The organism is Clostridium sp. Marseille-QA1073 (assembly GCF_054863625.1).
In genome coordinates this window covers 176,105-191,991 of sequence record NZ_JBSVQM010000004.1, presented here as the reverse complement: position 1 = coordinate 191,991, position 15,887 = coordinate 176,105, and the positions used below count along the sequence as shown (strand labels likewise).

Below are 15,887 nucleotides of genomic sequence, written 5' to 3'. Positions count from 1 at the left end.
ACCCTGGGAACATAAACCTAAAATAAACTAATTCAAATTTTATTTTTTACTGTCTGAGTTTATTTTCAGTTTTTGAAAGCATTGTAGAATAGATTCTGTTGAAAAAAATTCTCAATAAAGACAAACAAAAAAGGAGTTGACACAATATGCTTCAAATCAAAAATATATGTAAAAAATATACCACAGGGGATTTGGTGCACTCCGCCCTCGATGGTGTCAGTCTGAACCTTCGTGATAATGAATTTGTTGCCATTCTTGGTCCCAGCGGTTCCGGCAAAACCACATTGCTGAACATCATCGGCGGTCTCGACAACTATGACAGTGGCGATCTTATCATCAACGGTATCTCTACTCAAAAGTACAAAGATGGCGATTGGAACTCCTATCGAAACCATACAATCGGTTTTGTTTTTCAAAGCTATAACCTTATTCCGCATCAGTCAGTATTGTCAAACGTTGAATTGGCACTGACGATTTCTGGTATTTCCAAGAGCGAGCGTCGAAAACGTGCGGTGGAAGCCCTTGAAAAAGTAGGGCTGGGTAATCAGCTTCACAAAAAACCGAATCAAATGTCTGGCGGACAAATGCAGCGTGTTGCAATCGCCCGTGCCCTTGTCAATAATCCGGATATCCTTCTTGCTGATGAACCAACGGGTGCTTTGGATAGTGAAACAAGTGTACAGGTTATGGAGCTACTGAAAGAAGTAGCGAAAGACAGACTTGTAATCATGGTTACACATAACCCGGAACTGGCAGACCAATATGCTACCCGTATTGTGAAACTGCGAGATGGAAATATAACCGACGATTCCAACCCATGTCAGGTAAATGAAAAACAAACTGTGCCTCCGCAGCACAAAAATATGGGTAAAACGTCCATGTCCTTTCTAACAGCATTATCTCTAAGCCTCAATAATCTGAAGACAAAAAAGGCAAGGACGATTCTTACCTCATTTGCTGGAAGTATAGGCATTATCGGAATCGCACTAATACTGGCACTTTCCAGCGGTATCAACGCATATATTGGAAACGTGCAGAAAGACACTCTATCAACCTATCCTGTCAGCATTGAAAGTAACAACACGAATATGACCTCCATGATGTCTGAATTTATGTTTAAGAATACAGAAGACGGCGTGGATCATGACCTTGACAAAGTATATTCTAATAATATTACCACGAGGATGTTTTTTACACTAAGTAAAGAAACAAAGGCAAACGACTTAGGAGCTTTCAAGAAATATATTGAAAGTGATGAATCAAACATTCTCGATTATGTTTCCTCCATCCAATATGGATACGATTTAGACTTGCAGATTTACAGTTCCGATACCTCGGATGGCGTTTTACAATTAAATCCCAGTGAACTGTTGAACAGTAGTGGCATGGGCAACATGAGTGGTTTCGGTGCCCCAAGCATGATGAGTATTGATGTTTTTGAGGAAATGCTCGGCAACAGAAAGCTTTTGGAATCTCAATATGATGTTCTTTCCGGACGCTTTCCGGATGAAGACGCATATAACGAGGTAGTGCTTATAGTTGATGAAAACAACGAAATCAGTGATATGTCTCTCTACTCCATAGGTTTAATGAATCCAGAAGAATACAAGGAAATAATGAAGGCTGTCATGAGTGGTGATGATGTCAAAGAATCTGAACAGGCTTCCTTTACTTATGATGAAATTCTCGGCACTACATTCAAACTGGTTCTGAACACCGATTACTATAAATATGACAAAGAAGCCGGTGTCTGGGAAGATATGCGTAAAGATGAAAATTATATGACCAAACTGGTTGATAATGGCCTTGAACTGAAAGTTGTTGGTATTCTTCGTCCAAATCTTGAAGCCAGCGCTACTTCCATCAGTGGATCAGTGGGATATACCTCTGCACTTACCAAATACATTGTCAATGGTAACAATGACAGTGAAATTGCAAAAGCGCAGCTTGCCAACCCTGACACCAACATCTTTACCAATATGCCTTTTGATATGGACGACTATGCGAACAATCTGACCATGGATGATGTGAACAAATATGTGGCAACGTTGTCTCCTGAGGAACAACAGCAGGTTCAGGTGATGTTCTCCACCATGAGCGAAGAAGAAATTCTGAAGACCTTTGGTGAACAAATGCAAGCAAATGCCGAAGAGGAATCCTCTTACCAGAATAACATCTCCACATTGGGCATCGTAGATATGGATCAGCCATCTGTCATCAATATCTATCCTGTAGACTTTGAATCCAAAGACGAAATTACATCAATCATTGAGGATTATAACGATGCACAAACCACCGCCGGTCATGAAGAAATGACCATCGGCTATACTGATATGGTTGGTCTGATGATGTCTTCCGTGACCACCATCATCAATATGATCAGCTATGTATTGATTGGATTTGTGGCAATATCTCTAGTAGTATCCTCGATTATGACTGGTATCATCACCTATATCTCTGTTATAGAACGTACAAAGGAAATTGGTATCTTGCGTAGTATCGGTGCATCTAAGCGAAACATTTCCAGTATCTTCAATGCAGAAACTATGATTGTTGGATTTGCTTCTGGTGTACTCGGTATCGTTATCACTTTACTACTGTTGATTCCAACCAATGCAATCATCGCCTCAGTGTCTGGTGTTTCCGGCATTGCTTCCTTGCCGTGGGAATATGCAGTTATACTTGTTGTAATCAGCATGGTATTAACTTTGATTGCTGGTCTGATTCCTTCTGGAAAAGCTGCCAAAAAAGACCCGGTTACAGCTCTCAGAACAGAGTAATATAATGATACATAATGCTTCCAGGGAAACTTTTAAGCCAAAAGTATTGTGATATATCCTTTCATATCCCATAAAGAAGAGGTTTAAAAGTTAATTCAATAAAATCCCATGTTAAATAAGAAGCTGTCGCACTAATTAGTGCGACAGCTTTGTTATTCTATTCTCTTTTATAGAAATCTTGAACTATTTCAATAAATGCCTGCATTTGTGGAGTCACCCATTTATTCTTATGATAAAGGAGCTGACTGCACATCTGAATGGTGGGGATATCCGTTTGAATCCGAGATAATGTGCCCTGCTTGATTGCCTTTTTTACAGAAAATAGAGGCAGAAAGGAAACTCCTACTCCTTGTTCTAGGAGATGGATTATGGTTTCAGTGTTACCGATTTCCAACACAGGTCTAATCTCCATCTCCTTTGCAGCAAGCATCCTTTCCAGTTCGTAACGATAGCTTCCACCCTTTTCCGTCAATATGAATGGTTCTTTTATAATATCTTGTAGGTCAATCTTTTGTCCATCTATAAAAGAATGGCGGCTCGAGGTCACAAAAACAATATCTTCCTCCTGCTGCACGGCTCGTACCCATTCTGAACCATATATCTTTTGATCTAATGTAAAGAGCAGGTCAATGTCATTGCATTTGATCATATCTATCAATTCTTCCGTCTTAGCGGTTTTTATAATTGTCTCCACCTGTGGACAAATGTGATGAAATTGCAGCAATAGTTCAGGAAGTATAGCGGTACATAGGGATTCCACTCCTCCAATACGAAGAGCCCCCGTTGTGAGATCAGCATTAGATGCAAATGTCATAGCTGCATTTGTAACTCTCATAATTTCATTAGCATGAAGAATAAATGCCTCTCCTCGCTCTGTTAAGTTTACTTGTTTACCAATTCTTTCAAAAAGTTGTGTCCCAAGCTCTCTCTCCAATTGCTGCATCTGAATTGTGACGGTGGACTGAGAATAACCCAGCTGCTCTGCTGCCTTTGAAAAATTTCTTGTTGCTGCTACCCTCAAAAATGTTGCAATATTTCTAAATTCCATGTATATCACCTATTAATATTTTTAATATATATTATGAAATCTATAAATTTCACAAATATATAGTTACATGCTACTATAGGTAATGGAAGATGTCAATCTTTTAGTTTGACGTTTCTAATATACTAGATATGTAAGGTGACGATAGAATGAATAAACAGAAAATGACATTAAATAATCAAGTACAACATGCAGTTGAAGATTTTATTCAGGCATTTTGTGCTGACAAGCAGGAATTAGCTGCTAATAGAATTATGCATGAAGCCGATGAAAATCAAATTTCAAAACTTAAGAAAATTGACATACCCGCTAAGGGATGCCCTATAAATACAGTGGTAACCGAAATGATGGAAGACGTTTATAAATATAGAGCTTGCGTAAATCATCCCCGATTTTTTGGCTTCGTTCCGGGACCGGCGTCCATGCTATCCTGGTTAGGTGATGTTATGACAGCAGCTTATAACATTCATGCTGCAAATTGGGCAACAAGTTCTGCAGCAAGCTGTATCGAACAGAAATTGATTGACTGGCTCTGTACTCAGGCTGGCTATACAAAGAAATCTGGAGGACTGTTTGTGTCTGGTGGTTCCATGGCTAATATGACGGCACTTACCGCCGCTCGTGATACAATATTGAAAGAAGAAAAACAACACTTAGGCGTTGCTTACGTTTCAGATCAAACTCACAGTTCTGTGGCAAAAGGCTTGCGCATTATCGGAATTCCAAATACCAGAATTAGGAAAATCCCTACTGATCCTTGGTTCCGAATGGATATGAATCAGTTAAAAGCTGCCATTGAAGCGGATGTAGCGAATGGACTTATTCCATTTGTTGTGGTTGCAAGTGCCGGAAGTACCAATACTGGAAGTATTGACCCACTGCAGGAAATTGCCTCTTTGTGCCAAAGCTATGGCATATGGATGCATGTGGACGGCGCATACGGAGCTTCTGTGTTGTTGACGAAGAAATATAAGCATCTACTCAAAGGAATTGAAGCTGCAGATAGCATCAGTTGGGATGCACACAAGTGGTTATTTCAAACCTATGGCTGCGGTATGGTTCTAGTAAAGGACAAATCAACCCTGTTCAACAGCTTCAGTGCCCATCCAGAATACCTTAAGGATTTGGAAGCAAAGGAAGGCGAAGTAAACTATGGGGATATGGGAATGGAACTTACGCGACCAGCCCGTGGTTTGAAATTGTGGTTTACTCTACAAGTGATGGGATCAGACGCCATTGGTGAAGCAATAGAGCATGGATTTCAACTTGCAGAATGGGCAGAGGATGAACTGAAAAAGAAAAGAGATTGGGAAATCATTTCTCATGCACAACTTGCCATAGTAAATTTCCGTTTTGCTCCATCTGGTTTAACTGAAAAACAAATAGATGAACTTAATCAAAACATCTCTAAAGCAATCATCGATAACGGCTATGCAGGTGTCTTTACTACAGAATTGAACGGTAAAAAAGTTTTGCGTATTTGTGCACTTCACCCTGATGCTACAGAGAGTGATATGAGAAACACAATCCGCCTGCTGAACGATTATGCCCAAGAGATTTATCAATCAATGATATCAATGAAAATTAGCAGTTAATATTTTTAATAACTTCTTGTTTTATAAATTGGGCTAACTAATAAAGCTGCTACTATATTACATCATAAAATTATATGTTATTAATATTTTTTCAAACGCATATGGATCTAAAGCTAACAATCCGTCTTAAAGATAATTAAAATTAAAAGAAAGTCTTTTTTATAATCAACCTGTAATTTTAAAATTACTACACCGGTAGATTTATAAGGATGGATAGCTCGAAGAAATATGCTAGAAAAACACTACAATAATCTGACCTGCAAAAAGAGCCTCCTCTCTTTGCAGGTCAGACTTTTCTATTTATATAGTTTTATATCCTAATTGATTTAGAATTCTTAAATATCTTGCCAAAATTACAAGATCATTGTATTTAGTAAGTTTTATTTAATTTTTAGTTTCTAAAATAATAGAAATTCTTATTGATTTTAAATGATAATAGGCTAAGTATTTATTTGTTCTAAAATTTCATTAAGCCATAAGTTAACTAAATTTATTGCCCCGCGAAAGCCTATAAATGGTGATTCATAAGGATTTAATCTCCATTTTATATCGGGGTTAGATATTTGAAGATCTATGTTTCTTTTTGCCCATTTCAAAGTTTCTCCGCTTGCCATTAAAAGCCCATTTTTCTCTGATGCTATAGCCTGTACCCATTCATCTTCCGAAAAATAAGGGATTTCTTCGCTTGTCATACTTTCACAGTCACACCAGCAAGTTCCCTTAATTAGCGATAATTCTTCTTCTGCATAGGAAAGAATACCTTTTACCACATCAGCATGACCTCCTAATGAAATTCTTGCTTCATCAGGGTGTTCTCGTATTATATGTTCAAAGACAGTAATTGCAGGTGAAATTTGCTTCATAATTTTTTCTTTTTCTAATTTTACAAAACTATTATTTGGAGTTAATCCAGAAATCTTAGCTATTTTATCTATCCATCGAAGAGTCCCCTCAACTCCATAAGGTCTATCTAATAAATATGGCGTTCCAAATCGCTTTTTTAGTTGTTTTGCAGCAGCTTCACCTTCTTGTCGTATTACTAAATTAATATGGGCACCACCCATATTCTCAATTTGGTTTACAGATGTATCAGAGGTCATAACACAAAGTTTCTTCATACCAAAGGCACCCTTCATTATGTGGATAAGTTCTTCTGCATCAGCATGAAAGCGAAATAAATCAGCACAAGAACCAATTATATTAAATGTAGGTTCTTCTGTTTTTTCTATATCCTTTGGTAATGTTTTTACAAGAAGCAAAAGTGCTTCCTGAACACCACGATGTCCACATATATCAAAACCTCCATATCCAAATGGAAGTAAAGGAACATCAGGATATTCCGGTTGTAATTCTTCGCATATAGCCATTAGGTCCGTTCCAATAATCGTTGGAACTGAAGATGGCAGTAAAAAAACAATTTTAGGCTTATCTCTTTCTATAATTTGAGCGATAGTATGATTAAGTCTTCTAGTATCACCTAATGAAATATCTGCTTCATCAATATGAGTAGAGTATAGCTTGCATCCTTCAGATATCCCAGCTTGATTTAAAAACATTCGCCCATACTGCATGTGTCCCATACATCCGTATTCAATTAAAGCAGCGTCACGAATTGAAGCAAGAGTCCATAATGTTCCCATTCTACCTGACATTGGTGGCTTGAATTTATGAATTCCCATGGCTGTTCCTCCTTATTTCCGGCATATTTACTTTTTCATACACATTTAACATCCTACTTAAATAAAGCTACTGTTCTTTCATAGCCCATTTGTCCATACAAGTCCTCTAAGTATTGTACGCAATGAACTGAAACTGAATCTTTTAGAAGTTCCCCTAAAGAAAATTCTGCCTTAATACGTTCCAAAATGTCTATATCCGTATTATCATTTACCATATGACATATCATAGGATCATAACCTTGCTTTTTAATAGCTTTTGCCCATTTTCTATCATCAGGATAAAATTCATCCATATGTAACAGTGTAGGATTCATTTCAAATTTAGCTAGATATAAGACAAGAGGTAAAGGCATCATGGCACCAATATGAGTCAAAATATAGCTTTTTCCTTTAAACACATCTTTTGCCTGATTCTGTAATATAATAGTTTTTTCTCTTGATTCATCAAATTCATGGTTAAATTTAATTTTCAATGCTTTTGCTACAGCTTCATAAATGTTATCAATTTCAGATACATCATAAATTTCATGAAGACTTATAAATGGAACTTGGAACTTCTCCCACATCATTTCAGCCAAAGGATTCATGAAAGGTGAAAGTACAAGATTAAGGGCTGCATCTGGTGAAACAATAAAATCCTCAATATCAGATTTTGGAGCAAGCATTCTAAGGTAAAATCCTCTTTTCTCCAATGCTGTTAATAACTCAGGCATAGGAACATGCTTTTCTCTCGGACTACGACCAAGAATATTGATTGTATCAGCTCTTGTTTTTTCCCTCTTCATTAAGCTTTCAAACGCTACTAAAGTTTTCCAATAACCTGAAGGATAACTATTACACTTAAAATGTGCCATTAATACAAATGTAAGCATGGCTGAAACTTGAGGCTGTAGCTCATGCACAATTGCCTCTATATCTTCACCAATTACCTCTGGAACACAGGTTAAAATTATCATAATGGCTTTTGCACCGGACTTATCCATTTCTTTGATAGCTTTAATCAATCCCTTGCGACATCCAAATACAACCTCAGTTGAATCTAAAATATACGTCCAATGTAGCTCACCCTCTTCGTTTTTAATACGAGAAATAACATTACGACTATAAGTTCCACATTCTGCTGTGCCTACAACCAATGTAGACATTCCTTTAACTTGTGCACTAAGTGCCAATGCAGTGTGCATAGGGCAGTGATTTCCCGGGAAAGCAGCTGGAGTTAGAAACTTTACACCAGCATTTGTCTTAACTGAAGATAAGGGCTTTAAATGTTCTAATTCCTTCATTATCACTTTCCTCCCTCCAATAGAATTTTTGCTAAAGCTCGGTAATTCTTTGTCATCTCACATTCTGGGAAAGCTTCAACTACGGTTTTTCCTAGTGCCTCAGCCTTCTGTACATAAGGATCTCTCTCCATGCAATAAATTACTGGGCTTTCAATTTCCTCTGCAACTTTTCTAACTAATTCTTGTTCATTTTCAATATTTTTAGAGTTGAGTATCAGTCCTCGTAGGGATGCATATCCACGTTTACCAAAACTTTTAACAGCATGTGCAATATTTGTAGCTGCATAAAGTGACATCATTTCTCCTGATGTGACTATGCACACTTCATCAGCATATCCTCCTCTAATAGGCATAGCAAATCCACCGCATACCACATCACCCAATACATCATAGAGAATAACATCCGGCTTATACACTTCATATGCATCTAATTCTTCTAATTTTTCAAAAGCAGTGATTATTCCACGTCCAGCACAACCTACACCGGGAACTGGTCCTCCTGATTCTACACATAAAACCCCAGTACTACTTTTAAATACAAGGTCATCTAGATTGATATCCCCTTTTTCTCTTAAAGTATCTAATACTGTGGGAATGTTTTTACCACCAGTTAGATTACGAGTAGAGTCTGCCTTAGGGGCACATCCAATCTGCATTATTGTTAGTCCCATTTCTGCCATAGCCGCAGATACATTGGATACTGTAGTGGACTTACCAATGCCTCCTTTTCCGTAAATTGCAATTTTTTTCATATAACCATCTTCCTTTAATACTATTTCTACTACTTGATCAGTTCATAGGAAATACATGTGGGACGACCTGTTTTAGATCCCCACACAATCTCCGCATCAATATTGAAAGTATCTTTTAAAACCTTTGTAGTCATGATCTCTTTGGGAGTTCCATGACTTATAATACTTCCACTACGCATTGCTATCATATGATCGGCAAAACGTGCCGCTAAATTTAAATCATGGAGTACCATAACGATTGTACGATTTTGTTCCCGATTCAAATTGTATAAAAGCTCCAACAGCTCTAGCTGATATGTCATATCCAAATAAGTGGTAGGTTCATCTAACAATATCAAATCAGTTTGTTGTGCTAATGCCATTGCAATCCATACTCTCTGACGTTGACCCCCTGAAAGGTTATCCACCGCAGTTGTTTCAAGTTCAGTTAACTTTGTAATCTCTAATGCCCACCCAATTATTTTCTTATCTTCAAAGGACAGTTTACCAAGTCCCCTCTGATAGGGAAAACGGCCATAAGATACAAGCTCGCCAACAGTAATACCTGATTGAGCCTGGGGAGTTTGTGGCAATATCGCCATCTTTTGTGCTACATCCTTAGTGGAAAATTTTCTAATATCATAACCATTTAAGTACACCATGCCATTTTTAGGCTTTAAAATACGCCCTATAGTTTTAAGTACAGTTGATTTACCACAACCATTTGGGCCAATTATGGTAGTTATCTTACCCTTAGGTATATTCATATTCAAATCATCAACTATGAGTTTATAATCATATGCAATGGATAAATGCTTTGTTGCAATACTGTTCATAAGTGGTTACTCCTTATATCAAATACATATTTTCTTATAGTAAAATTTGTTAACTTAGAGTTCTAAGTATAAGTGTAAAATTAAATCATATTTTGCATTATTAATAATTGAGAATACAGTCCCTCTTCCACTTAATTCTCCTCTTGTTATTGGTTGCTACGAGAAAGGAGATAAAGAGAATATGGTGCCCCTATAACAGCTACCACAATTCCTGTTGGAATTTCAGAAGGTTGAATTATAACACGTCCAATAGTGTCTGCAATAGATACTAATAAAGCACCAACAAGTGAAGTAGTCAATAAAAGTGTACGATGACGTGATCCAACAAGTCGCCTTGATAAATGTGGTGATATGAGGCCAACAAAGCTAATATTTCCAATAACAGATACACATGAAGCAGCAAGCGCAACAGCCACCATAAGTAATCTTCTACGCTCTTTCTCTACTGAAACACCAAGTCCATAGGCTATATCGTCGCTAAGGTTTAATATATCCATAACAGACGCTTTGGTTAATGTATAAGGAATTAATACCAATAACCATGACAATAATGCTAAAACAAAATTCCAATTTGACCCCCAAATATTTCCTGACATCCAAGCGACAACAAAGTTATACTGTGTTTCATCTAACTTCACCACCAATAAAGTGGTTAATGCAGAAACCCCAGCTTGTACTTCAACTCCTGTTAAAATAAGTCGCATAGTTGTAACACCTTCATTTTTCTTATAAGAAAAAATGTACACTAAAACTGCCGTTGCCCCTGCCCCTATCAATGCTAGAAAAGGTAAAGTAAATACTGATAGAAAGGATTCCGTACTAAAAATCATTACATACAAAATTACCATTAAACTAGCACCTGCATTAATACCTAAAAGTCCTGAATCGGCTAAAGGATTTTTTGCTACATTTTGTATTATGCATCCTGATAGAGCTAGTCCCATTCCTGTCAACATTGAGATAACTATACGAGGTAGCCTAAAATCAAATAAAATCATCTTTTCTTTGTCTGTACTTTCCCCAAATAGAGTCCTTAAAGTATCAAGTGGAGACATTTTAATATATCCAGCATTCATACTTATAATTAAGGAGATTATAAGTAATACTAAACATCCAATTATAATTAATGTATTACGAATAGCTATCTTACGTTTATATGCTTCAGTTATTTGTTGTTGTTCTTTCATTACATTGCGCTCCTTTGCTTACGAGCTAAGTTTAAGAATAATGGCACACCAATGAGAGAAATTATAACACCTATTGGAGTTTCAAAAGGAGGGTTTAAGGTTCTTGCCCTTAGATCAGCCAATACAACTATCAAAGCTCCTATTACTGCTGTAGAAGGAATAATTAATCTATAGTCCATTCCCACAAAGAAACGTACAATATGAGGAACAATCAGCCCTACAAATCCAACTGCACCTACTACAGATACAGAGGCTCCTACCAAAATGAGAACTATAAAGGAAGATAATGCATTTACTACTTTTATATTTGTTCCCAATCCCTTAGCAGTATCTTGACCTAAACTTAAAATAGAAATAGAACGTGATAATCCAATTGCCCCTATTAATCCCCCAATTATCAAAGGAAACATTATCCTAACCTGCTCCCAATTAGAGCCAGCAACACCACCAACTGTCCAAAACATTATGCTTTGAGCCACATCAAAATAAAGGGCAATCCCCTGACTAAGTGCTATAAGCAATGTATTGACAGCTGCACCTGCCAATACAAGACGAATAGGTGTTGCTCCCCCTTTTCCCATAGAAGCAATTCCATTAACTAATCCAGCTCCAAAAGCTGCTCCTAAAAAAGAGACCAATATAATATGCATATATTTCATTTCAGGAAAGAAAGCAAAACATATTGAAAGAGCAAATGCTGCCCCAGCATTAAGCCCCAGCAAACCTGAATCAGCTAGTGGGTTTCCTGTAGTTCCTTGCATAATTGCTCCTGAGACAGCAAGAGCAGCACCAACTAGAGCACTTGCTATAACACGAGGTATACGGATATTAAGTATAATAAGATGATTCATTTCTCCATCATTGAAATGAAATAGAGCATCCCAAACAGAAGATACTGGAATATTTGCTGCTCCCTTGGTAATAGAAAATATCATAATAAAAATAAGTAATCCTAGTCCACCCAATAGAATAAACCACATCGCCCATATATGACCTTTTTTCTTCATATAACTGCTACCTCCTCATTACTGTAAACTGTCTTTATTAGGTCACAGAAATCACAAACTTTTATTTAAATCTAATATAGTCTGTGAATAAAGGTTATTTTGATAGGGCTTTTATTAAATTTTTAGCTGCAATTTGCAATGCTAGTGGACTTTCACTATTTAAAGAATCATCGAAAAATAAAATATTATCGTTCTTTACTGCATTAAGCGACTGCCATACTGGAGAAGATTTTTCTTTTTCAATAGCAGAATTAACAATATCCTGGAAATGTCTAAATATAATATAATCTGGATTCATCTAAGATAATCCTTCTAATGAAATACTCTCACTATTTTCAGGATAACCATTAGGTATTAACAAATTAAAACCATCATCCTTGTTATAATAAACAGTATTACTTGAGCCAAATGCAACAAAATTTCCCTTTCCATCAACTCGAAGTAAAGCAAATGATTTGTCTTTATCCTTTTCTAATAACTCTCTAGTTTTCTGAATTTCATCTTCAGTTTCATTTATAATTTTAGTAGCTAACTCATCTTTTCCAACAATTTGTGCACATTGGATAGTTTTATTTTGCCAAGAATCTTTAAAATCTATTTGAACCACAGGAGCTATTTTAGCTAATTTATCATATATCTTATCTACATGACCTTTAAATGTCACGATTACATCCGGCTTTGATTCAAGAATTGCCTCTATGTTTAAATCTCTAGCACTACCTAAATCTATAATATTAGCTGTACCAGCATATGGCTTAAGGGTTTCAAATTCATCTAAAGCTTTCATTGCGTTACCAATCGTTGCTCCAGCAGAAGCAGTTGGTGGCGTTTCCAAAGCAAAAAAATAATCCAAAAATGCTGCATGAAGAATTGCTATTCTCTCAGGTTTTTTTTCAAATTTAATCTCTTTTCCTGTTGTATCCTTTATAGTCCTAGGCCACTGAGAATTCCCCTTATCTTCTATCTCTTTCATAGATGTATTATCTGATTTACTTGCACTATCCTTATTATTAGCTCCACTACAACCAGATAGCATACCTACTATTAATAAGAGTGAGACAAATAATCCCATAATTTTTTTCATTTCCATTCCTCCTAAACAACAATTTAAACAATATAGATAAACTCATTAAAATTTAATATATAGCTAAACATAACAACACTCTTGAGTATTTCAATTCACAATGCAAAATGCAAAATTCACAATTATGGTGGAAATTAATTTTAGAGATATTATATCTATATAATTATATTAAGAAAGTTAGTCATGACTAATTTAACTATGACTAATATATCAAATAAAAAATACTATGAAAATGGATAATTACTGAATCTATAATGCATTATTCCTGAATTTCTTTTAAATTACAAATTATCAAATTAATAGTATGATTAAAATTTTTCATAAGATAAACTGCAATCTTTATTGTGATTTAAAAAAGAAAGTTTTTAAATTCTTAACCAATAAGAATCTAAAAACTTTCTTTTATCTATTTCAATATGAAAATTAATATATGATTATTAAATTTTAGTAGACGGTAACATAGACTTGAATCGTCACTCTTTATATCTGAATTTCTTACGAAACTTACTTGGCGAATCTCCAAATTGCTTTTTAAATCTCTTACTAAAATGATATGGATCATGATATCCAACGCTTTTTGCTATGGCTATTATGGTAGCATCACTTGTTACTAACAATTCCCTTGCACGATTAAGCCTATGAATCATAAGATAATCTCCTGCTCCCATCCCTGCATATTTTGAGAACACATAAAATAACCTATTCTCATTTACACCATGCAGTTCCGCAAGAGAACGAATTGTAAGAGTATCCATATAATACTCATGAATATAATCTGATACTTGTTTAAATAATGTCCGATCATCACTATTTGATTGGTTATGTGCACATGTAAAAATTTCATCCAATACGCAGCGAAATACAGTTTCCGTTTGAAATTTAGCAATCGATCCTGGTTGATTTGATACTCTCCATAATCGTTGTAACAACTCAACAAGCCTAGCACTTTGTCCTATAACAAGTTCAAAATGTGAATTTTCCAATGAAAACCCTTCTGGTTCTGACTTACGTATACTGTAGAGAACCAAAATATAATTCCATTTTTTATCACCAACTACACTTTTATTCAAACTCATATTTGCACCACCATGAATTACATTTCCAACACCTGCTATGTATGAAGTGCCATTAAAAAGTAAGTTTGCCTGGCCTCCTAAGGGGAAAATAAATCCGGGAAAGGGTGCTGTTTTCATACTACCAGACCTTCCTGGTTCAATATTATAATTATATACTCCTTCTACTTGAAAAGCGGTATTAGCAAAATGTTCTACAAGATTAAGTAATTCTATCCCCATTTAATACCTTCTTTCACACTATGTTTTATAACAGCCATTTAATAATATTACTTTATAAAAAGTAGCTCTATTAATTTATGATATGTGCTTAAATATTTAGCTTATTATAACCTAATTATTTATAGTTTACAATCTTCCTCTGGTATCATCCTAGCTATTCTTATTTCTATATTTTTATAGATATTTTAATATTATTTATTTCTAAAATAACAAAACAAATTTAAACAAAAAAGTTGTTGCTCCACTAATTTCTTCAATTAGTTTTGCAACAACTCTAAGAGAATTCAACCATTTCATGTCATTAATATTGAATATTTCACTGCTAGTTTTAACAAACCCATGCTTAAAATATAATTTTCTAGCGGGTTGACCTAAAGTATAGATATCAGCATAAGCATTTACTGTTATTCGACAATTGTAATCTAAATTAGCTATTGCATGTTCTAGTAATTTTAACCCCATTCTTTGATTTTGGTATTCTTCTAATCCCCAAGCCATATAATGCTATTATTATGTTCTGAAAACTCTATAAATCCCACACATTTTGCCTATCTGCATCATAAGTTGCTATTGCACTATTTTGCTTGAGTTTTCTTTTTTCATATTTTAAAAATATTGAATCAATATCCATATTAGCATTCCTCACTATATGTCCAATACTCTTTTCTACTTCTACCAACTATTTAAATTTTCCGACAGCACAAAACATAATATCATTCAAATTTACCTCCTAACCGATATAGAAGCTTGAATTTGAAGCCGTACTTTTTGAATCCCCCCAGAAATAGTTGTTTTTACTTCTTTTTAACTGTTTGACGTTTTTTGTGATAATAAAAACCACTAATACAGATAATTAACCCCGTAATTGCTGGCTTTAAAATAGACATCCCAGCTTCTCCACTAAATACTACACTCCATAGAATCTTTAATGCAGCTGCTGCAATAACAACTCCTAGAAGCCATTTCCAGTTTCTTTTCCAAGCAGCTATAATAAGAGCTATAAAGAATATTGGAACAGATAAACTCATTATGATTTTTGGAGCTGTCCATGCGCCTTTCAAATATTCCATCTCAAATGCAAGAAATGACAATACCTGAGGGCTGCTTGTTGCAGTGGCAGGAAACCAAAACATACTTGTGAACAAAGCAAATATAGAAGCAAATATTCCAGTGAAGCTTTTCTTATAAGCAAATAATGCGATTGGTATAATAAATATAGGCCTTATATACCAGCTCAATACATTATGATGTCTTTCAAATGCCCAGTTGAAAAACATATCATTTGTTAGAAATACTATTACAAATATCACTGTTGCAGCTGCGAATATCATTCCAAATATATAATCCATTTTCTTAGGCATAATT

At 35.4% G+C, this 15,887-nt stretch carries 11 protein-coding genes and 2 pseudogenes; 2 read left to right on the top strand and 11 right to left on the bottom strand.

The annotated features are described in order from the left end of the window. The first annotated feature begins 146 nt into the window (after window positions 1-146). On the top strand, window positions 147-2,780 hold the full coding sequence (locus ACY1IQ_RS05400; RefSeq protein ID WP_461612994.1) for an ABC transporter ATP-binding protein/permease: 2,634 nt from the start codon (window positions 147-149) through the stop codon (window positions 2,778-2,780). 157 nt (window positions 2,781-2,937) lie between these two features. On the opposite strand, the gene ACY1IQ_RS05395 is transcribed toward ACY1IQ_RS05400, so the two are convergent. Then, entirely contained in the window at window positions 2,938-3,828 is an 891-nt protein-coding gene (locus tag ACY1IQ_RS05395) for a LysR family transcriptional regulator (RefSeq protein WP_461612993.1), read from the bottom strand. A 146-nt stretch (window positions 3,829-3,974) separates the two neighbouring features. Here ACY1IQ_RS05395 and ACY1IQ_RS05390 point away from each other — a divergent pair, with 146 nt between their 5' ends. Beyond that, a complete protein-coding gene (locus tag ACY1IQ_RS05390) occupies window positions 3,975-5,420 on the top strand; it encodes a pyridoxal phosphate-dependent decarboxylase family protein (protein WP_461612992.1) in 1,446 nt (481 codons plus the stop codon). A 440-nt stretch (window positions 5,421-5,860) separates the two neighbouring features. Here ACY1IQ_RS05390 and ACY1IQ_RS05385 read toward each other — a convergent pair whose 3' ends face one another. From ACY1IQ_RS05385 to ACY1IQ_RS05340, 10 genes and pseudogenes are all read right to left on the bottom strand, one after another. Beyond that, window positions 5,861-7,099 (bottom strand): nitrogenase component 1, encoded by a 1,239-nt coding sequence (locus ACY1IQ_RS05385; protein ID WP_461612991.1) that lies wholly within the window; start codon window positions 7,097-7,099, stop codon window positions 5,861-5,863. Further along, window positions 7,086-8,382, bottom strand: a pseudogene (locus ACY1IQ_RS05380) (nitrogenase component 1). Before ACY1IQ_RS05380 ends, ACY1IQ_RS05385 begins: the two are co-directional and overlap by 14 nt. Window positions 8,383-8,384: 2 nt before the next feature. After that, a complete protein-coding gene (locus tag ACY1IQ_RS05375) occupies window positions 8,385-9,134 on the bottom strand; it encodes a nucleotide-binding protein (RefSeq protein WP_461612990.1) in 750 nt (249 codons plus the stop codon). Window positions 9,135-9,163: 29 nt separating this feature from the next. Further along, entirely contained in the window at window positions 9,164-9,949 is a 786-nt protein-coding gene (locus ACY1IQ_RS05370) for an ABC transporter ATP-binding protein (RefSeq protein ID WP_461612989.1), read from the bottom strand. A 146-nt stretch (window positions 9,950-10,095) separates the two neighbouring features. Beyond that, window positions 10,096-11,136 (bottom strand): FecCD family ABC transporter permease, encoded by a 1,041-nt coding sequence (locus ACY1IQ_RS05365; RefSeq protein WP_461612988.1) that lies wholly within the window; start codon window positions 11,134-11,136, stop codon window positions 10,096-10,098. Continuing rightward, complete coding sequence (locus ACY1IQ_RS05360; RefSeq protein ID WP_461612987.1) at window positions 11,136-12,143, bottom strand: FecCD family ABC transporter permease; 1,008 nt, start codon at window positions 12,141-12,143, stop codon at window positions 11,136-11,138. The genes ACY1IQ_RS05365 and ACY1IQ_RS05360 overlap by 1 nt, the downstream gene beginning before the upstream one ends. A gap of 94 nt (window positions 12,144-12,237) precedes the next feature. Then, a pseudogene (locus ACY1IQ_RS05355) lies at window positions 12,238-13,227 on the bottom strand (ABC transporter substrate-binding protein). Between the two features lie 473 nt (window positions 13,228-13,700). Beyond that, the gene (locus tag ACY1IQ_RS05350) at window positions 13,701-14,522 is read right to left on the bottom strand and encodes a helix-turn-helix domain-containing protein (protein WP_461612986.1); all 822 of its coding nucleotides are present in this window, start codon (window positions 14,520-14,522) and stop codon (window positions 13,701-13,703) included. A gap of 201 nt (window positions 14,523-14,723) precedes the next feature. Next, the gene (locus ACY1IQ_RS05345; protein WP_461612985.1) at window positions 14,724-14,984 is read right to left on the bottom strand and encodes a hypothetical protein; all 261 of its coding nucleotides are present in this window, start codon (window positions 14,982-14,984) and stop codon (window positions 14,724-14,726) included. A 332-nt stretch (window positions 14,985-15,316) separates the two neighbouring features. Beyond that, window positions 15,317-15,883, bottom strand: a complete 567-nt coding sequence (locus ACY1IQ_RS05340) for a hypothetical protein (protein ID WP_461612984.1) — start codon at window positions 15,881-15,883, stop codon at window positions 15,317-15,319. Window positions 15,884-15,887: the final 4 nt, after the last annotated feature.